We start from the raw sequence: 25,011 nt of genomic DNA, 5'->3' as shown, positions 1-25,011 counted from the left end.
TTGTGCGGCGCAGCGTCAAGCGGCTCGCTTCACCGCGGCGATCAGAAATTCGACATTTCCTTCCGGACCGGTGATCGGGCTTTCGACAAGGTCGAGCACGTCCCAGCCTTCGCCGGTCAGCCAGCCCTGCACTTCGGCGCAAACGCGCGCGTGCACCGCGGCATCGCGGACGACGCCCTTCTTGCCGACCTCGTGGCGTTCGGCCTCGAACTGCGGCTTGATCAGCGCGACGATGCGCGCGCCCCCTTTCGCGAATGACATCGGCACCGGCAGCACCTTTGCCAGCGCGATGAAACTCGCGTCGCAGACGATCAGATCGACGGGTTCGGGGATATGCGCCGGTGTCAGGATGCGCGCGCTCGTCTGTTCGTGGACGATGACGCGCTCGTCCTGCCGCAGCTTCCACGCGAGCTGGTTGGTGCCCGAATCCACCGCATAGACGCGCGCCGCGCCGCGGCTGAGCAGCACATCGGTGAACCCGCCGGTCGACGATCCGACGTCGATCGCGACCGCGCCGGTCACGTCCCAGTCGAGATGGGTCAGCGCATGGTCGAGCTTGATCCCGCCGCGCGACACCCACGGATGGTCGCGGCCCTTGACGCTGATCTCGGCATCTGCCGCGATCTGCTGTCCCGCCTTGTCGATCTTGCGGTCGCCGACAAAGGCGAGCCCCGCAAGGATCAGCGCCTGCGCGCGCGTCCGGCTTTCGGCGAGGCCGCGGTCGACGAGCAGCTGGTCGGCGCGCTGCTTCGCCATCAGCCGCCAACCTTGTCGGTGAGCAGGCTTGGCGTGAGGATCTGCGGCAGGATTTCGGCCTTCGCGGCGCCCGGCGCATACCAGAGATAGAGCGGCACGCTGTTGCGGCCATGCTCGGCGAGGGTGCGCGTGATGGCCGGATCGCCATTGGTCCAGTCGCCCACCAGAGTGACGACACTCGCCTTGTCGAACGCCTCCTGCACCGCCTTGCGGTTGATCGCGCCGGCTTCGTTCGCCTTGCACGACAGGCACCAGTCGGCGGTGAAATAGACGAAGACGGGCTTGCCGGTGGCGCGCGCCTTGGCGAGCGCGTCGGCCGAGAAGGTCGATCCGGCGCCGTCGGCGGTGCGTTCGGCCTCGGCGACTTCGGTCACCGTGCCCGCGAGGCTGACAAGGAAGAGCAGGCCTGAGGCGAATAGCAGCCACGACCGCCGGTCGCCGCGCTGGATTGCTCCGTAGTGCGTGAGCAGGACAAGCGCCATGGCGACAGCGAGGATCGGCCATAAGAGCTGCTCGCCGCTGCCGAGCTGCCGCCACAGCAGCCATGCCAGCGCGAGCGTGGTGAGCCCCATCGGTAGCGCCATCCATTTGCGGAAGCGGTCCATCCACGGCCCCGGTTTTGGAAGCCGGTTGCGCAGTGCGGGTACAAAGCCGACCGCGAGGAAGGGCAGGGCGAGGCCCAAGCCGAGCCCGCCGAAGATCGGCAGTGCCGCCCATGCCGGAAGCACCAGCGTCGCGCCGAGCGCCGCGCCGAGCAGCGGGCCGCTGCACGGCGTCGCGACAAAGGCGGCGAGCGCGCCCGTCCAGAAGCCGCCTGCCGCGCCGCCCTTGTCGACCAGCGCCTGCCCACGGCCGAAGGATGGCAGTTCAAAGGCACCGAGCAGATTGAGCGTGATCGCCAGCGCGAGGATCAGGAGCGCGAGCACGCTCAGCGGATGCTGCAGCTGAAACGCCCAGCCGACCTGCTCGCCCGCTGCGCGCAGCGCGAGCAGCGCGCCGCCGAGGAGCAGCGCGGTGACGATGGCGCCTGCGGTGTAGGCGAGCGCCTCGACTTTCGCGCTTCGCGCATCGCCGCCCGAGCGCGCGAGGCTAAGCGCCTTGAGGCTCAATATCGGGAAGACGCACGGCATCAGGTTGAGGATCAGCCCACCGAGGATCGCGCCGCCGAGCGCCGTCCAGAACAGGGTCATATCGATGCCGGCTTTCCCGGCGATCGCCTCACCCGCGGCGGGGACCGCGCCGGGGTCGAGCGTCAACGACAGCCCGCGCCCGCCGCCGAGCTTCAGCAGCGCCGAAACCGGCCCCGCCTTGTCGCCCTTCACGCGCGTTTCGACGATGATGTGGTCGCCGTTGCGGCTGAAACTTTGCGGCGCGGCATAATCGACCACATCCTGCGTTTCGACGAACAGGTGCGGCGCGTCGATCGCGGTGCTGGCGGGGAGGGGGATGGCGAAGCGCACCATGTCGCCGCGTTTTTCCCAACTGCCGTGCCGGTCGAGCGGCTGCGGCAGCAGCGCCCGCCAGCCGTCGAAGCGCGTGCGGTCCGCCGACGCGATCCTGCCATCGCCCGCCTTCAGCGCGACCGAAATCACCGCTTTCTCGGGCACGCACACCTTGTCGGTGCAGGCGAGCCAGTTCGCGATCCCCGACAATGTCAGATCGGTGCCCGGCGCAACGCTTTTGTCGACCTGCACCTCGGCGAGCAGTGCATAGGGGTGCTCATAGACATGGTTCATCATGCCAAAGAGGGTCAGCGCGTCGGGCACCGGATAGCGGAAGGGCGCGATCGTCACCCCCTCGGGCGCGTTCCATTCGACCGACAGGCCGAAACCCGCGTCGCCGCCATTCGCCCAATAGCCGTGCCAGGTCGGCTCGGGCGCCATCGTCAGCGCGAGCGTCGTGCTGCGGCCGGGGGCGGGCGCCGCCGACTCGGCGACCAGTTTGGGCTGGATATGCGTCGATTGCGCGTGCGCGGGGCTCATGGCGACGAGCGCCAGCGCCAGCAACGCCAGTATGGTCCGCCATGCGCGTGTCACAAAAGCCTCACTTCTCAAATTCATGCTCAGCCCGCGCCCGTTCGTCGTTCGAAGGCTTGCCATATAGGCGGCTTTCGACGAGAGGACAGCCCGCGCTGACACCCTTAGGTTGGAGAAGCCGTCCGTGAAGCTGAAATATCTGTCTACCGCCCTTGCCGCCGTGCTTTGTGTTGCCGCTGCCGGAACCGGCCTCGCGCAGAATTCCGTGCCGCCGGTACAGAAGGTTACCGCCGCGACCCCGGCGCCGAAGCTCGTCGTGATGATCGCGGTCGATCAATTTTCAGCCGACCTGTTCGCCGAATATCGCGGGCGTTTCACCGGCGGTCTTGCGCGGCTGGCGTCGGGCATCGTCTTCCCGTCGGGCTATCAGGCGCACGGCGCGACCGAAACCTGCCCCGGCCATTCGACGATTCTGACCGGCAACCATCCGGCGCACACCGGGATTGTCGCCAATAATTATTTCGACCTGTCCGTCGCCCGCGAAGACAAGCGCGTCTATTGCGCCGAGGACGAGACGGTCGCGGGGACGACGTCGAGCAGCGGTAAATATGCGCCGTCGGTGAACCATCTGCTCGTTCCGACGCTCGGTGACCTGATGAAGGCGCGCGATCCGAAGGCGCAGGTTATCTCGGTATCGGGCAAGGATCGTTCGGCGATCATGATGGGCGGCCGGCAAGCCGACGAACTCATGTGGCTCGCACCCACCGGCCTCACCAGCTATCGCGGCACGACCTTGTCGCCGGCCGCGCAGCAGGCGAGCGCCGCGATCGCCGCCGCGATCAACCAGCCGCGCCCCGCGCTGACGCTTCCCGCCGATTGCACGACGCATGATATCGCGATCCCGGTTGGCGACAAGGGCGCGACAGTGGGCACCGGGCGGATGGCGCGCGACGCCGGGGACTTCCGCAAATTCATGGCATCGCCCGAGGCCGACGGCGCGGTGCTCGCAACCGCCGCCGCGCTGCGCCAGGTGCGCAAGATGGGCGAGGGCAACAGCACCGACCTGCTCATTGTCGGCCTGTCGGCGACCGATTATGTCGGCCACAGCACCGGCACCGAAGGCAGCGAAATGTGCATCCAGATGGCGGGGCTCGACCGCGAGCTCGGCGATTTCTTCGCGCGGCTCGATGCTACGGGAATCGACTATGTCGTCGCGCTGACCGCCGACCATGGCGGCCACGACTTGCCCGAACGCAACCGCCAGAACGCCTGGCCCGATGCGCAGCGTATCGACAAGGCGCTGAACCCCGGCGCGATCGGCAAGGAAGTCGCTGAAAAACTCGGCCTGCCGCAGCCCATTCTCTATGGCGACGGCGACGATTATTATTTCTCGAAGGCGCTGACCGCGGCGCAGCGCAAGGCGGTGCTCGCCGAAATCCTGCCGCGCCTGCGCGCGCATCCGCAGGTCGAGGCGGTGGTGACGCGCGACCAGCTCGACGCGCATCCAATTTCGAAACGCGCGCCCGATACGTGGAGCCTGCTCGACAAGCTGCGCGCCTCGTACAACCCGCAGCGTTCGGGCGATTTCATCATCGCGCTGAAGCCACGGGTCACGCCGATCCCCGAATCGGGCATCGGCTATGTCGCGACGCACGGGTCGGTGTGGGATTATGACCGCCGCGTGCCGATCCTCTTCTGGCGCAGGGGGCTCGCCGGTTTCGAACAGCCCAATGCGGTGATGACGGTGGATATCATGCCGACGCTGGCGTCGGTCGTTGGTGTGCCCGTCGATGCGAACAAGATTGATGGCCGCTGCCTCGACCTGTTGTCGGGGCCAGAGAGCAGCTGTCGCTAAGGATAAGAAAAGTAGGACCTATGACCAAAGCTTTGCGGAATTTCTCCAGCCGGTTCCTGCTCGTGGGCTGCGGCAATATGGCGGGCGCAATGCTCGATCGCTGGCTGGCGGCGGGTCTCGACCCGGCGCTGGTCGCGATCGTCGATCCCTATGCGGCGCCGCGTGCGGGCATCGCCCAGCACGCGTCGCTCGATGAATGGCAAGCCGCAGGCGGCAGCGCCGACTGGATCATGCTCGGAATGAAGCCGCAGCAGCTGGGCGACGTCGCCGACGTGCTGGCACCGCTAGCGACGGGCAAGGTTCACCTGCTCTCGATCCTCGCGGGCGTGTCGCTCGCCGATCTGGCGGCACGCTTCCCCGATGCCGGCGCTCAGGTCCGCATTCTGCCGAATCTCGCGGCGCGCATCGGCGCCGGCGTGTCGGCGGTCGCGACGCTGGGCGATGCCGACGACGCGGCGATCGACGCGCTGCTCGACACTTTGGGCCAGACGGTGCGGCTCGCCGATGATTCGACGATGGATCTTGTCACCGCTTTCACCGGCAGCGGCCCCGCTTTCGTTTTCCGACTGATCGAATCCTATGCCGCCGCGGGCGAACGCCTCGGCCTGCCCGCCGAAGACGCGTTGGCGCTCGCGACCGCGACGTTCGGCGGCGCGACCGCGCTGCTTGCCGACAGCGGCGAAAAGCCGGGCGTGCTGATCGCGCAGGTCGCGAGCAAGGGTGGCACGACGCAGGCCGGGCTCGACATACTCGACAGCGACGGTCAGCTCGCGGCGCTGCTCACCAACGTGCTGCGCGCAGCACGCGACCGCGGGCGCGAACTGGCCGATATCGCGCGGGGCGAGGGCTGATCTAGCCCACATCCTTCCCCAGCATCGCGATCCGGCGGCGCTCGCGCGGCGGCACCAGCGCCTCGCTGACCTGCCAGAACCCCGTCACCGCCTGCTGTCCTGCGTGCGTATAGGCGCGGCTCATCGTGTCGCGCAGCAGGCCGAAGATCACCGTCTCGGCGGCGCGGCCGGCATCGGTCAGGCGCAGTTCCTTTTGCCGCCGGTCGCGATTGCCGGGGCGCGTCGTCAGATATTCGCGCGCCTCCAATTCCTTCACCACCCGGCCGAGCGACTGTTTGGTGATGCCGAGCAGGGCGAGGAGGTCCGAAATCGTCAGCCCCGGTTGCCGCGCGATGAAATAGAGCGCGCGGTAATGCGCGCGGCCCAGTTCCTTCTCGGCGAGCCGCGCGTCGATCGCGCGCCACAGCGAGGCGTGGGCGAAAAAGAGGAATTCGATGCCGCGGCGCACTTCGTCTTCACGCAAGAAAAGAGCAGAGGCGGCGGGTACTTGTGAAAGAAAATTTTCATCCGGCATAGTCGCTACCGTTGCGCGCCGCGCCCGTATTTGGCAAGAGGCGCGCACCATAGACCCCCAAGCTACAGGGATTTTTTGCATGTCCGCTCCCGCCTTTACCCATCTGCCGCACCCCAATCTGATCGCGGACGATGTACGGGCGGCGGCGATTGCCGACCCGGCGTTCGGGCGGGTCTTCACCGATCATATGGTGTCGATCCGCTATACCGAGGGGCAGGGCTGGCACGACGCGCAGGTGATGCCGCGCGGGCCGCTGTCGCTCGATCCCGCGACCGCGGTGCTCCATTATGCGCAGGAAATCTTCGAAGGGCTGAAGGCGTATCGCCTCGACGACGGATCGATGGCGCTGTTCCGCGTCGAAGCCAATGCCGCACGCTTCAACGCCAGCGCGCGCCGCATGGCGATGGCCGAATTGCCCGAGGACTTGTTCATCGCCGCGGTAAAGGAAGCTGTCGCCGCCGACGCGCACTGGTTCCCGCAGGTCGACGGCGGCGCGCTGTACCTGCGCCCCTTCATGTTCGCGAGCGAGGTGTTCCTCGGCGTCAAGCCCGCGGCTGAATATCAGTTTCTCGTCATCACCTCGCCCGTCGGCAATTATTTCAAGTCGGGCGCCCCCGCGATCTCGCTCTGGGTATCGGAAGACTACACCCGCGCCGCGCCCGGCGGCACCGGCGCCGCAAAATGCGGCGGCAATTACGCCTCCAGCCTCGTCGCGCAGCGTGAGGCGATCGCCAAGGGCCACGATCAGGTCGTCTTCCTCGACGCCGCCGAGCGTCGCTGGATCGAGGAACTGGGCGGCATGAACATGTTCTTCGTTTTCGACGACGGCAGCATCGTGACGCCGCCGCTGACCGGCACGATCCTGCCCGGCATCACGCGAGATGCGATTATCACGCTGGCGCGCGACGCCGGGCTGACGGTGCGCGAGGAACCCTATGCGATCGACCAGTGGCAGGCCGATGCCGAAAGCGGCAAGCTGACCGAAAGCTTCGCCTGCGGCACCGCCGCCGTGGTGACCCCGGTGGGCAAAGTGACACGCGGCAATTCAAGCTTCACCATCGGCGCCGGCGGCCCGGGACAAGTGACGACAAAGCTCAAGGACAAGCTCGTCGACATCCAGCGCGGCCGCGCCGCCGATCCGCACGGCTGGGTTACCCGGCTCTGACCGGCTAGCTTGCCAAGCGGCCGAGAGGCGCTATAGACGCGCTCGCACCGGCCTGTTGGGGCGTCGCCAAGTGGTAAGGCAGCGGCTTTTGATGCCGCCATTCGCAGGTTCGAATCCTGCCGCCCCAGCCAGCCAGCCGGTGCTGATTCCCAGCCAAAATCTGGATCAAGTATCTGATATTGATGACCAGTTTTGATTGGTCAGCCGTCGAGGCGCTTCTGATTGTGCATCAGAGTGCGCCAATGCGCTGGCCGGAAGGTCGGTTATGACATCCCTACCGGATGGAAGCGAGCAGCAGAGGGGCGGCTCTCATGGCCGCGTCGAGGGGCGTTAATGAAATGTTGAACCAGTATGCGGCCGAGCGGGCGCCGACAGAGGCCGAGTTGCGGGCAATCGCCAGAGCAGCCTATGAGAAGCTGCTGTCGGAGATCTGTCGGGATCAACGCTCGACACCACACCATGTCGAACTCAACAGCGCTACAAACCTCGCTTTCGCAGATTATTATCAACACCTGAGCAACAATCGCGGGCACACCTCCCTGCTGCCGGCAGAGGAACGCCGCCTGTCCGAAGAAGAGGGGTGGGACCCGCAGCGCGTCGAATATCTCAGGGGCGGCGCTTCATCTCCAGTTGACGGTGCCCGACGCTCGAATGGCAGTTGCACCCACCCTCAACTCGCCGATGTCGAGCAGTGCACTGGCCCCAGCGGCGCGATTGACCCGGACATTTGGCGCCGGCGATAAAAGAGGCTCTGTCAGGCCTTCTCCGCCCGCGCACCGCTGTGTTTTTCGAGAAATGTCAGCATGGCGGCATTGACCGCCTCGGGATTGTCGAGGTTTGCGACATGGCCGGCATCGGCAACTTCGATATACTCGCTGTTCCGGTCGCGCTCGCGCCACCGGGTAACTATCCGGGAGATGTTTCCAAGCCTGTCGTGCGCGCCGTTCATGATGAGGATGGGATGCTCGATGGAATAGTCCGCCTCGCCATGAACCGCCCCTGCAATCCCTCTGCTGATATCGAGGATATCGCTCCGGCCCAGCGGGGCGATCATCTCGCGCAGCTTGTCGCGCGATGCCTGCACGGATGCGGCATCGTCCATGGCTTTGCGCTTGAAGGTCTCGGCAGGATAAAGGCCGACAAAGAACGGAAAGCTCGCGAGGAGCCAGCGTTCCCACCATTTCGGCGCGATCGTGCTGCAGGTACAGCCCACGAGGATCGCGGCTGTGCAACGCTCCGGGTATCGGAACAGCATTTCCTGCGAAATATTGCCGCCGATGGACTGCCCGATCAGGGCCACCTCTTTCTCCCCGATTGCGTCCAGAATGGCGATCAGATCCTCAGCGGCGAGTTGGGTGGAAAAGGGCCGCGTCGCGGGGCGCGAAAGGCCATGGCCGCGCGGATCCCACCGCAATGTCCGATATGATGCCTGCAACGGACCGATCTGGAGATCGAACATGCGACGATCGGTGTAGGCGCCCGGCGTCAGGACGACGAGCGGTGCGCCCGGCGGACCGCCGATCCAGTAATGGATCAGGCAGTCACCGGCATCGAATGTTTCATGGGTTTCGTCCAATTTCATCCTCAGAAACGCACGCGCAGACCACCATAATAGGTGCGCGGCTCATTGTAATAATAGCTCAGAAATCCGTAGGTCGCCCCGATATAGTTGACGCCGTCGACCACATAATCCTTGTCGGTCAGATTGCGGACCCCGGCAAACAGCTGCAGGTCGCCGTTACGGAAGGACAGAGCCATGCGCGCGTTTGCGATCGTATAAGCATCGCGGTGGAGCAGAGCGCTGTTCAAGATATTGATGAAACTGCTCGACCGGTAGGCGACATCGCCGTCGAGTTCGAGCGCGGTCGTGGCGCCCAACGGCATGACATAGGTCGCGGCGAGGCTGGTGGTGAACTTGGGGGCGTTCGGGAGAGTCTTGTCGGCGAAGTCGCCGATGATCGAATTGACGAAGGTCGCGAACTTGTCGTCGAACAGCGATGCCTGTGCCCTCAGCGTCAGCCGCTGCGTCGCCCGCAACGTCAGTTCGGCTTCGGCCCCCCAGGATTCATACCGGCCCGCGTTGGTGAAATAGCTCGTCGGGCCCGGCGGCGTCCCCACAAAGGCGATCAGATTGGTCTGATAGTCCTTGAAGCGGTTGTAGAAGGCGGCGGCATTAAAGGTCAGCTTGCGATCAAAGAGGGTCGACTTGTACCCGATCTCGTATGTTTCGCTCGTTTCGGGCTTGTAGGACAGCGCGACGTCCGCCGATGCGGCACGCGGGTTGAAACCGCCGCTCTTGAAGCCCGTTCCATAGCTTGCATAGACAAGCTGGTCGGGGGTTATCTTAAAATCGATGCCGATGCGCGGCAGCCACCGTGACCAGCTGTCCGACAGATCGTAGCTGAAATTGCCGGTCGGAAACACGTCGTTGGTCAGGCTCGACAGATATTTCTTGCGATCGTCGGTATAACGCAGCCCGCCACTGATCGACAGGCGATCGGTCACGTCCCATACGGCGTTCAGATATGCGGCATAGCTTTTGTTCTTGAGATCGGTGAGCTGCGTGAAGCTGTTCTCCAGCGGCACGAAGACGCCCGGCGCCACCTGCAGGGGCAAGGTGTTGGGGACGCCGATGACCGAGTCCGTCTTCTCCTCGAAATAATAGAGGCCTCCGACGAAGGAGAGATTGTCCGTCGGCTCGAAATTGGCCTGGAGTTCCTGCGAGAACTGCGTCGTGCGCTGCCGCTGGTTGCTTGAGAGCAGAAGGTAGGGGAAGGAATCATAGTCGAAAGCCTGGCGGAACTTCAGCCGGCGATAGGAAGTGATCGACTTGATCTCGACTTGGTCACCCCGCCACGCAAGCTGGCCGTTAAAGCCGTAGCTGTCCTGATCGTTTCGCACGGGCGTGTCCGCCTTGCTCTGGCGCGGAGGAAGAGGGGATTGCGGGGAGAAAGGCGGGACGTTCGGCGGAAAGCTGACGGCAACGATCGGTGTCGGGGCCGCCGGGGTCGAGCGATCGCGCATGATATCGAATGTGAGGCGGGCCGTCAGGCGTTCGTCGATCCGCGCCAGCGCCGTGACCTGGCCGCCGAGATAGTCACGGTCCTGCAGATCGGCCCCGCTATTCAGATTCTTGACGACGCCATCGCGCGATACGCGCAGCACGCTTGCGCGAATACCGGCGCGGTCCTCGACGATCGGCAGGTCGAACGACGCCTTCCCCGAAAAATAGTCATAGGACCCGCCTGTTGCGGTTAGCTGCGCACCCGCTTCGACCAGGTCGGGATCGCGTGTATAGACTTTCAGCGCGCCGCCGCTGGTGTTCTTGCCATAGAGTGTGCCTTGCGGCCCGCGAAGGACCTCGACCCGGGCGATGTCCAGCGTCTCGAAGAGCGCGCCTTGCGCGCGGCCGATATATGCGTCGTCAAGGTAGATGCCGACACCGGGGTCGAACATGAAGAGCTGGTCCGCCTGGCCGACCCCGCGGATGTAGACCGACGCATTGTTGTTCGAGCCCCCGAAGGCGAAGAAGGTGGCGTTGGGGATCAGGGCTTCAACATCGGCGATATTTGCGCTTTGCCGGCGTTCGAGTGCGTCGCCGCTCACCGCGGTTACCGCCACCGGCACATCCTGAAGCCGCTCGCTGGTCCGCCGCGCTGTGACGATGATTTCCTGATCGTCTGCCGCCGCGTCGGCAACCGGAAGCGCACTCTGTTCGATTTGCGCGATGGCGTTCCCCGACACGCTCGCCAGCAATGCCGCCGCGAGACACAATGGTGCACGTGAAATGGTCAATCTACCCTCCCATAAGATATTTTATCTTGTGGGATAATGCATAAACAAGCGTTCATATATATGTCAAGTGAGCACTTGCGAATAGCGTTTTTAAAGGCCAACGTCGCGTTATGAAGACGTCCCCACGAACATCGCGCCCGACCAGAGCGCGCAAAGCGGCTGCAGGCAATGGGCCGGGAGAACCGGTTGTCGATCGCCGGCGCAACAATTCGCGCGTGCTGATCAAGGACGTCGCTTCGCAGCTTTTTTTTGCGCACGGTTATGAGGTGACGTCGATCCGCGCGATTGTCGATGCCTGCAATCTGACGCCGGCGGCGTTCTACAATCATTTCGCGACGAAAGAGGAACTGCTCTACGAAATCGTCGCCGAAGGGCACGCGACGGTTGGCGTGATGATGAAGGATGCCTTGCGTGAAGCGGCGGCCGACCCCGCTCGTGAGCTTGCCGCGATCGTTTCGGCCTATGTGCGCTTCCACACGCACCATCAGGTTTTCGCGCTGGTGGCGAATGCGGAATATGGTGCGCTTCCGGAGCCACGTTTGTCAGCAGTACGCGCCGAGCGCGTGCGATTGCGGGGACTTTTCGAAGACGTCATCGAACGGGGAGCGTCGGCCGGCCGGTTCTGCCTGGTCGATGCGGGCGGCATGTCCTCGCCAAAGCTCGCCGCGGTCGCGATCGGCGATATGTGCCTGCGGGTCGCCGAATGGTATCGGCCCGAGGAAAAGCTGGCGAGCGCCGACGTCGAACAGGCTTATGCCGCTTTTGCGTTACGCCTCGTCGGCGCCGAACCCTAGGACGCGGTCCCGCCGGGGCGGAGTATGATCGGCGGCCGCCCCCCGCCAGCAAGCGTAACCCGGATCGTCGACGCACCGGGATGGTCGCTGATGCCGTTTCGGGCAATCGTTCCACCGGCACCCTCCCCGGGTTGAGACATCTCGTTCATATTCGGATCAAGATGCGGATAATTGGCGCTTTGGATCTGGATGCCGATCCGGTGTCCGGGCAGCACGCGCCAGGCGGTGTGGCCCATGGGGATGCCGATCGGCACGGGGACTCCCGGCTCGGCAGGCAGCTCGCGATCGAACCCGTTCCGGTAGCGCAGGCGAAGTGTGCCCTCGCAGATCGGAAGGATCGTGCCGTCGGGCGAAACGTCGACCAGCTTGCAGATGAAATCGGTATCGACGGCCGAGGTCGAGACCGTCAGATTGGCCGTGACGGGCCCGATCAGATCGACGGGCTCGTCACAAGCCTCGGCGACATAGCGGACGAAGTCGTGACGCGCGTCGAGCTTGCGCTGGTCGATCGGCCCCATGGCCAGCCCGCCCAGATAGAGCGTGCGTCCGCCGACGGTCGGCGTCGGGTCGGACGGGTCATAATCATATTCCTGTTTCCCGGTGCCCGACAGTTCCAGATCCAGAATCGCGGTGTCGGGCGTCGGCCAGGCTTCGGCGCTCCGCCATTCATTGGCATTCGCAAGGAAATACTGGACGGCAGGCAGCGCAGTTTCGGCGCCCTCGAGGTAGCGGCGGAAGAAGGCGATATGGCGGTCGGCAAGGCGAGAGCCGCCCGCGGACGCCATTACGCCGAAATTCACTTCGCCATGCTGTTGCCCGAGTGATCCGCTATGGGTCCAGCAGCCCATGATCAGATGCGCGTCGGTTCGGCCGGCATCACGCTGGCGCTGGAACATGCCGATGCTGGCCTGCGCGAATATATCGTACCAGCCGCCGACATGCAGTGTGGGGATGTCGGCGATCTCCGCCGCGATCGGCGCACCGCCATCGGGGTCGACCAGTTCGTCGAACCCGATGGGGAATCCAGGCAGTCCGAATATCGGGCAATCCCTGAGCGGGCGGTGATCCATCAGGATGCGCGGATCGAGCGCCGCCTGCACGATCAGCTTGACGGCATCGGGCGGCAAGGGAGCTCCGCTTTCCTGCTGTCGCCGCATCCAGTCGACCGCCATGAATGCGACCCATGAGAGCAGATGATCGAGGCGCATCCCACCGCCCATCTCGATCAGTTCGAAATCCCGGCTGGTGGTGAGGGCAGGGGCAATGGCCTTCAGATGCGGTGGCTTGCGCGCCGCTGCCATGAGTTGCGCGATGCCAAGGTAGGACGGACCCGCCATACCCACCGGGCCCGAGCTCCAGTCCTGCCGCGCGATCCATTCGACGCTGTCATATCCGTCGTCGCCTTCCTGGTCCCACATCAACGGCTTCCACGCGCCTTCCGAACCAAAGCGGCCGCGCGTATCCTGGACGACGGCAGCGAATCCCGCATTGACCGCGTCCTGCGGTCGCAAGAAGTCGGGATTGAGCGCCGCCCTGTCATAAGGCGTGCGATACAAAATGGTCGCGACCGGTTGTTCGACGTCAGGCCGCCAGAGATCGGCCTTCAGCCTGATGCCGTCCCGCATCGGAATCGAGACGTCCTTCTCAACGATAAAGCGTTTCATATCCTGCTCCTAGCATCGTCCCTGATCCGCGTGCGACTTTCTCGCCCCGGCCGTTGACAGTCTTTTGCATTTTATATAGACGAACGATCGTTCATATAAAAGACGTGAAAGGGAGAGATGATGCGGACGGATGTGAAATGGGGCCTTCTTGCCTGCGCCGTCTTCAGCTTTCCGGCGTTTTCGATGGCGCAAGACGGAGAGATTGCGGACAGCGCAGACGTCGGGCTGAGCGAGATTCTTGTGACAGCGCAAAAGCGCGGCGTCGCCGAATCGGCTCAGCGGGTCCCGGTCGCGATCACGGCTTTCGACAGCGCGGCGCTGGATGCGCTTCAGGTTCGCGACTTGCGCTCGCTCAGCACCGCGGCACCCAATGTGGCGCTGGAGGATGTTGGTACGATCCCGGGTACGGCAAATTTTACCATTCGCGGTTTCGGGATCGTGAGCTCGATACCGTCCGTCGAACCCTCGGTCGGACTTTTCGTCGATGGCGTTTATCTTGGCATGTCGGCGGGCGCCGTGATCGACGTCTTCGATCTCGAGAGCGTCGAGGTGCTGCGAGGCCCGCAGGGGCTTTTGTTCGGCCGCAATACAACCGGCGGTGCTGTCACGTTGCGCACGCGGCGTCCGGGCGATGAATTTCAGGTGCGCGGCCGGCTGGCTGTCGAAACGGGGCCGCAATATACCGCCGGCCTGAGCGTCGAGGGGCCCGTCGCGGACAATCTCCGTGCTAAAGTCGCGCTCTATTACAGCAATGATCAGGGCTGGTTTCACAATGACTTCAATGACCGGCCGTTCGGGAAGCGCGAGACGGTGTTCGTGCGTCCGACCGTCGTTTGGGACATCTCGCCCGATGTCGAGACGACCCTGATCTATGAGCATGGGCGCAGCAGGGGTGACGGGACGGTGGCGCAGAACCCTGCCTTCCAGTCGGGATTCCAGATCGATATCGATAACCCGGGCTATTTCGATATCGACTGGGACGCGCTGACGTCGGAGACCAACATCAACGTGGCGCTCGGTGACGGGGTCATTACGAACGTCGCCGGTTACCGGCGGCTGAACCAGAACGGGTCGGTCGATGTTGATGGCTTGCCCGCCTTGGGTTTTCACTCCTTCGTCAACTTGCGGCAGCATCAGTTCAGCGAAGAACTCCGCTATGCAGGGACGTTCGGCCCGCTCGAGGCAACCCTCGGCCTCTATTATTTCAGTCAGAACTATTTCTATATCGAGCGGCGCGTGCTGTCCGGCGGCGCCGTCGATCGCGCCTTTGGCGGCCGGATCGACCAGGATAGCTGGGGCGCCTTTTCACAGCTCAGCTACGACATCGGGGCGGGTTTCAGCCTTGTCGGCGGCCTGCGCTACTCGTGGGAGCGAAAGAAGGCCGACGTCGCGACTTTTCGGGCACCGGGGCTGTGCGACCTCGATGCGCGCACGTGCGATTTCGATTTTCCGGGAGAGTTCCCCGGGGCGACCGGGGTAAAAAGCTGGGGCAGCCTGACGCCGAAGCTGGGCTTTCAGTATGAACCGGGCCGCGATCTGCTGCTTTACGGAAGCTGGAGCCGCGGCATTCGCAGCGGCGGATTCAACGTCAAGAGTACGGCCGCGACGATTCCGCCCGGCCCCTATGATATGGAAACGCAGGACGCGTTCGAACTCGGCTGGAAATCGACCTTCCTCGACCGGCGCGTCCGTTTCAACGCGGCGATTTTCCAGAGCACGCTGCGCGACCTGCAGCGCGACATCAACATTCCCGATCCGGTGTCGGGCGTCGTGCAAGTCACGTCAAATGTCGGGACGGCGCGGGTGCGCGGCGTCGAAGGCGAGCTGACGCTCGCCCCGTTCCGCGGTCTGACGCTCGGCGGCAGCTTCGGCCACCTGAACGGCAAATATACGAAACTGGCCGTCGATTTGAACGGAGCCGCTCCGGGGTTGGGCTACGAACTCGACCTGACACGGCTTCCGAAATGGAGTTTCGGCGCGAACGCGACGATCGTTCAGCCCGTGGGGGACGGCGCCGAAATGACGCTTCGTGCCGATTACGGATATCGCAGCCGGGTCGCCTTCACCGACAACAACTCCGCCTATCTCAATCAGGTCAACGATCTGTCGGCGAGCGCGCGGCTCTCGTTTCTCGATGACCGGTTCTCGGTCGGGGTGTTCGGCAAGAACCTCCTCAACCGTGTGACGCAGGGCGGCAACACCCCGCTTCCCCCCTCGGTCGGTGGTGGCTTCTTCGTGCCGATCAACGAGGGACGCACCGTCGGCATGGATATCAATCTCAAAATTTAGGGCGTCCGGACAATGACCATAAAAGCGGAAATCATCGGCGTGGGCATGGCCAGGCATGGCTACCGGGCCGACAGGGGATGGCGCGATCTCGTGTTCGAAGCCGGAAGCGGTGCCCTTGCCGACGCCGGCATCGAGCGATCGACCATTGACGGCGGGCTGGTGTCGGTCACCTGCCCGGAGGCGTTCGAACAGCAGAATCTCGGCCCGCTCGTCGCCGAAGAACTCGACCTGCCCAGCGGCCCTTTCGCTCAAGTTGTTGGCGCGTGCGCGGGCGGGACCATGGCGTTCATGCAGGGGGTCAACATGATCCGTTCGGGCCAGAGCGAGTGCGTCATCGTCGTCGGCGTCGAGAAAATGTCGGATGTTTATTCGGTGTCAGACGCTCTGCTGTCGTACCCTGACCAGGATTATGAAGCGCCCGCGGGCTTCGACTATGTCGATACGATGGCGCTCATGCACGCGCGCTATATGCAGAAATACGGCGTGGCGCCCGAACATGTCGCCGCCTTTGCGATGCAGGACCGCTGGTATGCCTCCCGCAACTCGAATGCGATCGACTATCGCCGCGGCGCGCTCGGCATCGACGAGATCATGCAGTCGGGCTGGGCGTCGCGGCCGATCACCCGCGCCGAATGCGCACGCGGCTGCGACGGCGCCGCGGCGGTAATTCTCGCCCGGGCGGGCGGCGATGCCTCGCGTCGGCGCGCCGTCCAGGTCGCAAGCATCACGGCCGCCACGGGGCCGAACGCAATGGGCGCCAAGTTCGGTGCCTGGCCCGGTGAGGACGATATCGCCGAGGCCGTGCCGACACGCATCGCCGCCGAACGCGCCTATCGGGAGGCCGGCATCACCGCGCGCGATGTCGACGTGGCGCAGGTGCATGACTGTTTCAGCGTCATGGGCTCGCTCCACCTGGAAGGGCTCGGCATCTTCCCTCGCGGCGAGGCGGCCCGCGCCGTCGCAAGCGGCGAGACAGCGCTCGGGGGCACCTGTCCGACGAATACCGACGGTGGCCGCATAGGTCTGGGCCATCCCACCGGCGCCACCGGCATCAGCATCATCTGCGAAACGGTGACGCAGCTTCGCGGCGAGGCAGGCGAGCGCCAGGTCGCCGACGCGCGGGTCGGCGTGGCCCAGTCGATGGGCGGGAATAATGCCGTCAGCGCGGTCGCGGTCCTGAAAGGAAACTGAAAATGAGCCAGAATGTTACGGCCCGGCCCGTCGTCGCCGGACCCGCCCGCGCGTGGCGTACCCGCCGCAATCGCTATGGCCTTGTCGGCAGCCATTGCCCGACCTGCCAGTCCTGTTCGTTCCCGCCGCGGCGACGCTGTCCTCGCTGCGTCGATGCGGTCCAGGAAGAGACCGTTTTCTCGGGTCGCGGCACGGTGATTTGTCTGGCCGAAGATCATTCGCCGCTGGTTGGTCACGGCGACCGCGCCCCGCGCCCCTTCGCAATGATCCGTCTCGAAGAAGGACCGGTCCTGATGGCCGAGGTGGTGGACGCCGAATATGACGGTCTCGCGCCCGAGCAGCCGGTCGAGATGGTCATCCGCAAATGGCGTCCCGAACAATCGGGCCTTGCGCTTTATGGCTTCAAATTCCGGGTGGCATCATGACGGCGGCCGTCGGCATCGTCGATCTGGCATTCGCCGCGCCGTCGGGTCGTCTGGCAACGGCGGACGTCGAAGCGGTCTGGCAGTCGGGATCCGCAAAGCGGAGCGGCGTGCGCGAGCGCGCGGTTCTCGACCCCGACGCCGATGTGATCACGCTGGCGGCCGAAGCGGCGCGCAGGCTCGCGCCGCTTCCGTCGAACATCGGCGCGATCTTCTTTGGCACCCAGTCGTCGCCCGACCTCTCCCGCTCGGCCGCGGCGGTGCTTGCCGACATGCTCGGGATCGCACCGGCCGTTTTCGCGACCGACGTGCGGTTCAGCGGGAAATCGGGCACGGCGGCGCTCGCCATGGCCATCGCCTGGGTGCGTGCGGGCTTTTCCGAATACGCCCTGGCGGTTGGCGCCGACGCGCTTTGCCTGCGGGCCGCGCCGGGCGATCCGCTGGAAATGACTGCGGGTGCCGGGGCGGCCTGCGTCCTTGTCGGCAACACCAATATTGCCGCACGCTTCGAAGCGCTGGCCTCGACCGCGTCCGACGCTGCCGACGGTTTCCGTCTTGAGGGTGATCCCTATGTCCGGTCGGGCGGTGCGGGTTTTGCATCGAGCGGCATCGGCGATTTGCAGCATATGGTCGGCGCCTGGAAACTATTGCTTGCGAGGCTGGGCGATGGCGCGGACTTCGCGGCCGTCGCGGCGCAGCAGCCCGATGGCCGGCTGACGGGGCGACTGGCGCGCGCCGCAGGGATCGATGCGGAGCTTTTTGCCGGCGGATCGGTTGCGCCGATGCTCGGCGACCTCGGCGCGGCATCGCCGTTGGCCGCACTGCTCCGTCAAATGGAAGAACGGCAGCCGGGCGACCGGGTCGGGCTTCTGTCCTACGGCTTTGGTGCGGGATCGGATGCCTTGTCGTTCATCGTCGAGCGCCCGATCGAGGCGGGGTCGTTCCATCAGGCGATCGGGCGGCGGCGCCCGGTCGACTATGCGACCGCGGTGCGGTGGGAAGGGCGATATCGGCGACACGCGCATCCCTTGAGCGTTTTCGAATGACCGAAGCGCGTTTCATGCAGCGCCCCGCGATCGTGACCGGCGCCGCGCGCGGGATCGGCCGCGCGATCGCGATACGGCTGGCGAACGAGGGCGCGCCCTTGCTGCTCGTCGATCGCGATGCAACCGGTCTCGCCGAAACCGCCGATAAATGCAGTGGCCAAGGCACCGCGATCGAGACGCTGGTCGCGGATTTGCAGGATCGCGCGGCGCCGCGACGGATCGCCGATGCGGCACGCAAGGCCCATGGCGCGATTGCCGTGCTGGTGAACAACGCCGGCGTCGAGTTTCGCGGCAAAGTTGCCGCGCATGACGACGCGGCATGGGACCGCGTGATCGACATCAACCTGTCGGCGGCGTTCCGCCTCGTTCGCGAATTGACCGACGATCTTGCGGCAACGCGGGGCGCCATCGTCAACCTCGCATCGGTGGCCGTGGTCGGCTTTGCGGGGCAGGCCGCTTATGACGCATCGAAAGGCGGACTCGCGACGCTGACGCGCTCGCTGGCGGTCGAACTGGGTCCGATGGGCGTTCGCGCCAATGCGGTGGCGCCGGGCTTCGTCGATACCGAGATGTTGAAGGAAGCACCCGATTTGGCGGCGGTGGCGGAACGCCTCGTCGCGACCTTGCCGATCGCGCGGACCGGGCGAGTGGAAGAGATTGCAGCCGCCGTGGCATGGCTCGCGTCCGAGCGCGCGAGCTATGTCACAGGCCACACGCTTTTCGTCGACGGGGGGTGGATGCGGCGATGACCTATCAGGGTGATATGAGCGGCCGGCCGGTGCTGGTGACGGGCGCGGCGCGGGGGATCGGACTGGCGATTGCGCATGCGTTCGGCGCGCGCGGCGCACGGGTGGCGATCAACGACCGGGACCCTGCCGACGTCGATCGGGCTGTTGCCGCGCTGCGCGAAAAGGGAAGCGATGCGATCGCGGTTCCGGGCGATATTTCGGACGAGCATGCCTGCGCCGGGATTGTTGCCAAAGCTTGCGACGGGGAAGGGAGGCTCGCTGTCCTCGTCAACAATGCCGCGATCGGACGCGCCGCTCCGCTCGCCAGCCACAAGACCGATTATTGGCGCAAGGTTCTGGACGTGAATCTGACGGGTCCCTTTCTCCTTGCGAGGGCTGCGCAGGAAGCGTTGCGGCAGGCGCGCGGCGCGATCGTCAACATCGCTTCGGCCGCCGCATACGGGATGAAGGATCAATGCTCCTACGACGCCTCGAAGGGCGGGCTGATTTCGCTGACGCGGTCGCTCGCGCTCGAATTCGGACCAGCCGGCGTTCGCGTCAACTCGGTCTGTCCCGGCTTTGTCGACACTGAAATGCTCAAATCGGACGCAAATCTGCACCGTCATTCGCAGAAATTTGCGCATTCGTTGCCGCTGGGACGCCTCGCGCGTCCGGAAGAAATTGCGGAAGCGGTGCTGTGGCTGGGGTCCGACGACGCCAGCTACGTCACCGGCCACGCACTATTTGTCGATGGAGGCTGGATAAGACCGTGACAATTGCCAATTCACTCGAAGGCTTCACCATATTGGTCACCGGCGCCGCCGGCGGGATCGGAGCGGTTGCCGCCCGGACGCTGTCGGCGCGCGGCGCGCGGTTGCTTCTGACCGATCGCGACGCGGGGACCCTCGCGCCGCTCGCGGCCGAGCTTGCGGCCGAGTATCGCGTCGCCGATCTCGACGACCGGAACCAGATCACCGACCTGGTCGACTGGGCCGATCAGCGCGGCATGGACGCTCTCGTCAACAATGCGGGGATCGTCAGCATGGCGCCGATCGAGGATTTTCCCGACGCCGACTGGGACCGCGTGATCGAGATCAACCTGACCGCGGTGCATCTGCTCACGAGGAATTTCGCCCGCTGCCGTATCGCGCGCGGCGGCGGCGGAGCGATCGTCAATATCGCCTCGATGTCCTACAAGGGAATGACCCGGCAGATCGCCTATGTCGCATCCAAAGGCGGAGTGGTCTCGCTGACGAAGGGCGCTGCGATGGAGCTCGCCCGGCATAAAATCCGGGTCAATGCCGTCGCGCCGGGCATGACCGAGACCGAAATGACCAATCCCGCCGATGGCAGCCAGGATCGCCTGCGGCTGCGGATGATGGAGCAGATACCGCTCCGGCGCTACGGCGAGCCACAGGAAATCGCCTCGGTCGTCGCGTTCCTGATCTCGCGCGACGCATCCTATGTCACGGGCGAGGTGATCCACGCATCGGGCGGAGCGAGGCTGTGAGCGGGCCGGTGCAGGAGCTCGCTGGCCGGACCTTTCTCGTCTCGGGCGCGGCGGGAGCCATGGGGGTCGCGACCGCGCGGCTGCTGCGGGCCGCCGGAGCCCGCCTGTGTCTGACCGACCGGCATGTCGACCCGATCGAGCTGCTCGCGAAGGAACTGGACGGAACGGGACATGAGGTGATCGCCATAGCCTGCGATCAAGCCGAGGCAGAGGATGTCGACCGTCTTTCCGCACAGCTTTCTGATCGTCTCGGCGCGCTAGACGGTGCCTTCATCAACGCCGGTATCGGCCGCTATGGCGCGCTGCTGGACGTGGCGGTCAAGGACTGGAAGCAGCATATCGACGTCAACCTGACGGGAAGCTTTCTCGTTGCGCAAGCCGCCGCCAGGCTGATAATCGACACGGGCCGGGGCGGATCCCTGCTGTTCAATGCGTCGACCGCCGCCGCCCATGCGGCAGAGCTGTTTGGCGCTTATGGCGCATCGAAGGCGGGCTTGCGGATGCTTTCGCGGACGCTCGCGGGTGAGCTCGGCGCGCACGGCATTCGTGCCAACCTGATCATGCCCGGGGTCATCGAAACGCGCATGACGTCGGGGCTGCTCGCCGATCCTGACATCAGCGCCGACATCGTCGGCGAGACGCCTGTCGGCCGCCTCGGCCAACCGGAAGACATCGCCGAGCTTGCGCTTTTCCTGTTGAGCGACCGTTCCACCTTCATCACCGGGGCGGAAATCCTGATCGACGGCGGCCAGACGCTGCACGGCTATCCGCGCTGGTTCAGCCGCACGCCGGGCGACACAAACCATGACTGGAGCCTCCATGCCAAGCGCACATGACAATGACTGCCTGCAGGTGCGCCGCGAGGGCGGCGTTCTCTGGCTGACAATGAACCGGCCGGCGGCGCTGAACGCGATCGACCGGATACTGGGTCTTGAACTCCTCAAGGCCTTTCACGCAGCGGAACGCGACGCTGATGTTCGGGCGGTCGTCCTGACCGGTTCGGGCCGCGCTTTTTGCGCCGGTGACGATATCGCGGGTCTGAAGGCTTTTCTCGAAGGCGACTTCGATCATGAGCGGGCCGCTGTTGATCCGACCGACAAATCCAGCCTTTACATGCGGGTCGCCCAGCTCATGACCCGGTGTCCCAAGCCCGTCATCGCGGCGGTCAACGGCCTGTCGTTCGGCGCCGGCACCGAACTTGCGTGCGCTGCGGACATAAGGTGCATGGCGCGCTCTGCCGTCATGGGAAGCGGGCTCGTTAAAATCGCACAGCTCGGGAATGCCGCCTATCTTGGCCACGTCGTCGGACCCGCGCGCGCGTTCGAGATTTTCGCGACCGGGCGTGCCGTCGGAGCGGAAGAAGCGATAGCGATCGGCCTCGCGACCCATATATTCGACGACGGCGAATTCACGGATGGCGTCGCGGCTTTGGCGGACCGGCTGGCGAACGGTCCGACCCGCATCATCGCGATGCAGAAAAGGCTGCTCGCAGCGTCGGAGGGCCGCAATCTCGACGCCCGCGCCATGTTACAGGAAGCCGCGCACCAGACCTGTTTTTTCGAAACCGAAGATGCGAGGGAAGGTGCCAGCGCCTTTATCGAGAACCGCAAGCCGACATTTACGGGCAGGTGAACCAATGAGCATTTTCAGCTGGATGGACCCCGACGTTCCGCCGCGGCACCAGTCCGTATTGCGCTATGCGCTCGAGCGATGGGAAGTCGAACGCGGCGAACAGGCTTACGCCGTTTTTCCCGGCGGCGGACAGTGGAGCTTTGCCGAAATGGGCCGGCAGGCCCGTCTGGTCGCGACGGGACTGGCGCAGCTCGGCGTCGCGCGCGGCGACCGCGTGATGAGCTGGCTTCCCAACGGACCCGACGCCTTGCGCGTATGGTTCGGGATCAACTGGCTGGGTGCGGTCTACGCACCGATCAATCTTGCCTATCGCGGCTCGATCCTGCGCAATGCGGTCGAGATTGCGGAACCGAAACTGATCATCTGTCATTCCAGCCTTGTTTCGCGGCTTGACGAGGCGGACATCGACCCGGCGTTGCCGGCGTTGCTGATCGACCAGCCCAAGGTCGATCCAAAGGGAGCCAGGTCGTTGCTGGGCGGCGACTACCTCGATGCCGGCATCGACGCGGCATTGCTCCGGCTGGAGGAGCCCATCGAGCCCTGGGACGAGCAGGCGATCATATATACGTCGGGAACGACCGGGCCATCGAAGGGGGTCCTCAGTTCCTATTGCCACGGCGCGACGGCCGCTCTCGTCGCGTTCGAGGAAAAGAGCTGCGCCGACCTGCGCTATCTTGTGACCTTGCCGCTGTTTCACGCCGGCGGGACGATCGGAACCATCGGCACCCTTTTGCTGGGGCACTCGATCGCGCTGCCCGAACAGTTCGAGACCGGGCGTTTCTGGGACGTGGTACGCGAAACGCGGTCGACCTGCTGCACGCTTCTGGGCGCGATGGCGGGATTTCTGAACAAGCAGGCGTCAGCGCCCGGTGAACGGGATCACGGGCTGCAATGGGCTTATGTCCTGCCGCACGGGCAGACGGCGACGGATTTTTCCGCGCGCTTCGGCGTCGCCACCCGAACCATGTTCAACATGACCGAACTGGCGGTGCCGATCCTGTCACGCGAAGATCAGGCCGATGCCGAAAGCTGCGGGCGCGCGCGCGCCGGCGTGACCTTGCGTATCGCAGATGCGCAGGATCGGGAGGTCGCGTCCGGCGAGGTCGGCGAACTGCTGGTCCGTGCCGACCGCCCGTGGTCGACGTCCCATGGCTACGCCGGCAATGCCGAAGCGACGGCCGCGGTCTGGCGCAATGGCTGGTTCCACACGGGCGACCTGTTCCGCCGCTCGGCCGACGGCGATTATTATTTCGTCGACCGCGCCAAGGACTCGATACGCCGCCGGGGGGAAAATATTTCCTCCTATGAGGTCGAGCGCGAATGCCTGTCGTTCGGTGCGGTCCGCGAAGCCGCCGCCTATGCCGTTGCCAGCGAATTCGGCGAAGATGAAGTCATGGTGGCGCTATCGTCTAACCCCGGAGCGTCGATCGATCCGGTCGCCCTCGTCGATCATCTGCGCGTCCGGATGCCCTATTACATGGTGCCGCGCTACATCCGTATCCTCGACGATCTTCCCAAGACACCGACCGCGAAGATCCTGAAGACCGAGCTGCGCGCTGAAGGGCGAACGGCGGACGTCTGGGATCGCGAGGCGAACGGCATCATATTGAAGCGGGACCGTATCAATGGCTCACGGTAGCGCCGGGCCCGGCATCATCGACATCTGCGCGGTCCATGGCGACCGCGACGTGTGGGAAGCTTATCTTACCGGCTTTGCTATCGCAGCACCCGATTACCTCGAGAAATTCGCTGAGCCCCTGACGCGGCGGGCAGGGGTGGACCTGGAAGCCTATCGCCGCCGGCTCGCCGCCGATCCCCATTCTGCGGTCCATTATCTGATCGACGCGGGTAGCGGCTTCGATGTCGCGGACCACGATTACATCGCGGGCCTGCGCGCCGATGGGATCACGCATCAGGTGCTGCACGGCTTCCCCTGGCGCGGACGGTCCGGCGCTGATGCCAATCGATCGATCGCCCGCCTCGCGGCTATGGCGCCCGACCTCCTGACATGCTGGCTGGGCGTTTCCTTACGCGCGCCCGACGAAGCCGCCTCGCAGATCGAATATGCGCTGCGCGACTGGAACATTGGCGGGGTGTCGGTTTCACCCTTCTGGGAGGCCGTCCCGGCATCTGACCCGGCACTGGCGCCGATATTCGAGACGGCGCAACGGCTCAATCTGCCGATCTGGATTCATGCCGGACAGAATTTCAATCGCTCCATCTCGCTCGATATTTCGGATGTACGGAATATCGATCGCGTCGCGACGGCGTTTCCCGATTTGACGATTTTGATCGGTCACGGCGGATGGCCGTGGATATCGGATGCGATAGCGATCGTGCAGCGGCATCCCAACGTCCATCTCGAACTGTCCAGCCACAGCCCGCGCTTCATGGGCCGTGCGGGGTCGGGTTGGGAACCCTTGCTCGCACAGGCTCGCGGCGCGTTGCGTGGTCGCGTCCTGTTCGGAGCATCAGCCTGGGTTTCCCGGCTGGGACCCGCCGACCTCGCGGCGCAAATCGACGAACTGGGGCTTCCGGCCGATATCGCCGCCGAATGGCGCCATGACAATGCGGCGTGGCTTTTGGCCGGCGCGGGCCGGAAGGCGATCGATTGAAAGAAATGGCCGGTACCCGCTGCTGCATACCGAGGATCATGCAATGGAGCCTGTAGCGGACGCCTGCGCGCCAGAGCGCACCAAAGGAAAATCGACCGGCCAAGCGGTCTGCGATGAAGGAAATGCCGCGTGAAAAAGGGTCTGTCAGTTTCGCCGGCCGATGCAGCCGAAGGCCATGGGTCGAGCTCCTATCGGGGGCTTGTTCTCC

The 25,011-nt window shown here is 64.8% G+C and carries 22 protein-coding genes and 1 tRNA gene; 17 read left to right on the top strand and 6 right to left on the bottom strand.

Annotation, left to right across the window (positions count from 1 at the left end):
* Nucleotides 1-15 precede the first annotated feature (15 nt).
* Nucleotides 16-756, bottom strand: coding sequence for a TlyA family RNA methyltransferase (locus ASD73_RS10605; protein ID WP_056372138.1), 741 nt, complete (start codon nt 754-756; stop codon nt 16-18).
* A complete protein-coding gene (locus ASD73_RS10600; RefSeq protein WP_056373493.1) occupies nt 756-2,816 on the bottom strand; it encodes a protein-disulfide reductase DsbD family protein in 2,061 nt (686 codons plus the stop codon). The genes ASD73_RS10605 and ASD73_RS10600 overlap by 1 nt, the downstream gene beginning before the upstream one ends.
* A gap of 85 nt (nt 2,817-2,901) precedes the next feature.
* Here ASD73_RS10600 and ASD73_RS10595 point away from each other — a divergent pair, with 85 nt between their 5' ends.
* Nucleotides 2,902-4,587, top strand: a complete 1,686-nt coding sequence (locus ASD73_RS10595; protein WP_082521484.1) for an alkaline phosphatase family protein — start codon at nt 2,902-2,904, stop codon at nt 4,585-4,587.
* 20 nt (nt 4,588-4,607) lie between these two features.
* The gene (locus ASD73_RS10590) at nt 4,608-5,438 is read left to right on the top strand and encodes a pyrroline-5-carboxylate reductase family protein (protein ID WP_056372135.1); all 831 of its coding nucleotides are present in this window, start codon (nt 4,608-4,610) and stop codon (nt 5,436-5,438) included.
* A 1-nt stretch (nt 5,439) separates the two neighbouring features.
* Here the strand turns inward: ASD73_RS10590 and ASD73_RS10585 are convergent, their stop codons facing one another.
* Nucleotides 5,440-5,952: a MarR family winged helix-turn-helix transcriptional regulator gene (locus ASD73_RS10585; protein WP_056372134.1), complete on the bottom strand. Its 513-nt coding sequence runs from the start codon at nt 5,950-5,952 to the stop codon at nt 5,440-5,442.
* 79 nt (nt 5,953-6,031) lie between these two features.
* Between ASD73_RS10585 and ASD73_RS10580 the strand changes: the two genes are divergently transcribed.
* From ASD73_RS10580 to ASD73_RS10570, 3 genes are all read left to right on the top strand, one after another.
* Nucleotides 6,032-7,117: a branched-chain amino acid aminotransferase gene (locus ASD73_RS10580; protein WP_056372132.1), complete on the top strand. Its 1,086-nt coding sequence runs from the start codon at nt 6,032-6,034 to the stop codon at nt 7,115-7,117.
* A 56-nt stretch (nt 7,118-7,173) separates the two neighbouring features.
* A tRNA-Gln gene (locus ASD73_RS10575) sits at nt 7,174-7,248 on the top strand.
* Between the two features lie 180 nt (nt 7,249-7,428).
* Nucleotides 7,429-7,860 (top strand): hypothetical protein, encoded by a 432-nt coding sequence (locus ASD73_RS10570; protein ID WP_156377357.1) that lies wholly within the window; start codon nt 7,429-7,431, stop codon nt 7,858-7,860.
* Between the two features lie 11 nt (nt 7,861-7,871).
* Here the strand turns inward: ASD73_RS10570 and ASD73_RS10565 are convergent, their stop codons facing one another.
* Both ASD73_RS10565 and ASD73_RS10560 read right to left on the bottom strand, forming a co-directional pair.
* A complete protein-coding gene (locus ASD73_RS10565) occupies nt 7,872-8,699 on the bottom strand; it encodes an alpha/beta fold hydrolase (RefSeq protein ID WP_056372127.1) in 828 nt (275 codons plus the stop codon).
* A 2-nt stretch (nt 8,700-8,701) separates the two neighbouring features.
* The gene (locus tag ASD73_RS10560; protein WP_082521483.1) at nt 8,702-10,912 is read right to left on the bottom strand and encodes a TonB-dependent receptor; all 2,211 of its coding nucleotides are present in this window, start codon (nt 10,910-10,912) and stop codon (nt 8,702-8,704) included.
* Between the two features lie 215 nt (nt 10,913-11,127).
* Between ASD73_RS10560 and ASD73_RS10555 the strand changes: the two genes are divergently transcribed.
* The gene (locus ASD73_RS10555; protein ID WP_056372123.1) at nt 11,128-11,706 is read left to right on the top strand and encodes a TetR/AcrR family transcriptional regulator; all 579 of its coding nucleotides are present in this window, start codon (nt 11,128-11,130) and stop codon (nt 11,704-11,706) included.
* On the opposite strand, the gene ASD73_RS10550 is transcribed toward ASD73_RS10555, so the two are convergent.
* Complete coding sequence (locus tag ASD73_RS10550; RefSeq protein ID WP_056372122.1) at nt 11,703-13,370, bottom strand: CocE/NonD family hydrolase; 1,668 nt, start codon at nt 13,368-13,370, stop codon at nt 11,703-11,705. The genes ASD73_RS10555 and ASD73_RS10550 overlap by 4 nt on opposite strands.
* Before the next feature lie 120 nt (nt 13,371-13,490).
* Between ASD73_RS10550 and ASD73_RS10545 the strand changes: the two genes are divergently transcribed.
* Genes ASD73_RS10545 through ASD73_RS10495 form a run of 11 tightly spaced genes read left to right on the top strand, consistent with a single transcriptional unit; the run spans nt 13,491 to nt 24,803 of the window.
* A complete protein-coding gene (locus tag ASD73_RS10545; RefSeq protein WP_235534317.1) occupies nt 13,491-15,659 on the top strand; it encodes a TonB-dependent receptor in 2,169 nt (722 codons plus the stop codon).
* Nucleotides 15,660-15,671: 12 nt separating this feature from the next.
* A complete protein-coding gene (locus ASD73_RS10540; protein ID WP_056372118.1) occupies nt 15,672-16,850 on the top strand; it encodes a thiolase family protein in 1,179 nt (392 codons plus the stop codon).
* Nucleotides 16,851-16,852: 2 nt separating this feature from the next.
* Entirely contained in the window at nt 16,853-17,275 is a 423-nt protein-coding gene (locus tag ASD73_RS10535) for a Zn-ribbon domain-containing OB-fold protein (protein ID WP_056372116.1), read from the top strand.
* The gene (locus ASD73_RS10530) at nt 17,272-18,318 is read left to right on the top strand and encodes a hypothetical protein (RefSeq protein ID WP_056372114.1); all 1,047 of its coding nucleotides are present in this window, start codon (nt 17,272-17,274) and stop codon (nt 18,316-18,318) included. The genes ASD73_RS10535 and ASD73_RS10530 overlap by 4 nt, the downstream gene beginning before the upstream one ends.
* Nucleotides 18,315-19,067, top strand: coding sequence for an SDR family NAD(P)-dependent oxidoreductase (locus ASD73_RS10525; protein ID WP_056372112.1), 753 nt, complete (start codon nt 18,315-18,317; stop codon nt 19,065-19,067). Before ASD73_RS10530 ends, ASD73_RS10525 begins: the two co-directional genes overlap by 4 nt.
* Nucleotides 19,064-19,819 (top strand): SDR family NAD(P)-dependent oxidoreductase, encoded by a 756-nt coding sequence (locus tag ASD73_RS10520; RefSeq protein ID WP_162248146.1) that lies wholly within the window; start codon nt 19,064-19,066, stop codon nt 19,817-19,819. The genes ASD73_RS10525 and ASD73_RS10520 overlap by 4 nt, the downstream gene beginning before the upstream one ends.
* A complete protein-coding gene (locus tag ASD73_RS10515) occupies nt 19,816-20,556 on the top strand; it encodes an SDR family NAD(P)-dependent oxidoreductase (protein ID WP_056372108.1) in 741 nt (246 codons plus the stop codon). Before ASD73_RS10520 ends, ASD73_RS10515 begins: the two co-directional genes overlap by 4 nt.
* Complete coding sequence (locus tag ASD73_RS10510) at nt 20,553-21,392, top strand: SDR family NAD(P)-dependent oxidoreductase (RefSeq protein ID WP_056376026.1); 840 nt, start codon at nt 20,553-20,555, stop codon at nt 21,390-21,392. The genes ASD73_RS10515 and ASD73_RS10510 overlap by 4 nt, the downstream gene beginning before the upstream one ends.
* Nucleotides 21,376-22,188, top strand: a complete 813-nt coding sequence (locus ASD73_RS10505) for an enoyl-CoA hydratase/isomerase family protein (RefSeq protein WP_056372104.1) — start codon at nt 21,376-21,378, stop codon at nt 22,186-22,188. The genes ASD73_RS10510 and ASD73_RS10505 overlap by 17 nt, the downstream gene beginning before the upstream one ends.
* Before the next feature lie 4 nt (nt 22,189-22,192).
* Complete coding sequence (locus ASD73_RS10500; RefSeq protein WP_056372101.1) at nt 22,193-23,827, top strand: AMP-binding protein; 1,635 nt, start codon at nt 22,193-22,195, stop codon at nt 23,825-23,827.
* Complete coding sequence (locus ASD73_RS10495) at nt 23,814-24,803, top strand: amidohydrolase family protein (protein WP_056372099.1); 990 nt, start codon at nt 23,814-23,816, stop codon at nt 24,801-24,803. Before ASD73_RS10500 ends, ASD73_RS10495 begins: the two co-directional genes overlap by 14 nt.
* Nucleotides 24,804-25,011 lie beyond the last annotated feature (208 nt).

The sequence above is a fragment of the Sphingopyxis sp. Root154 genome (assembly GCF_001427105.1).
Classification (GTDB): domain Bacteria; phylum Pseudomonadota; class Alphaproteobacteria; order Sphingomonadales; family Sphingomonadaceae; genus Sphingopyxis.
This window is presented reverse-complemented; position numbering and strand designations above follow the sequence as displayed.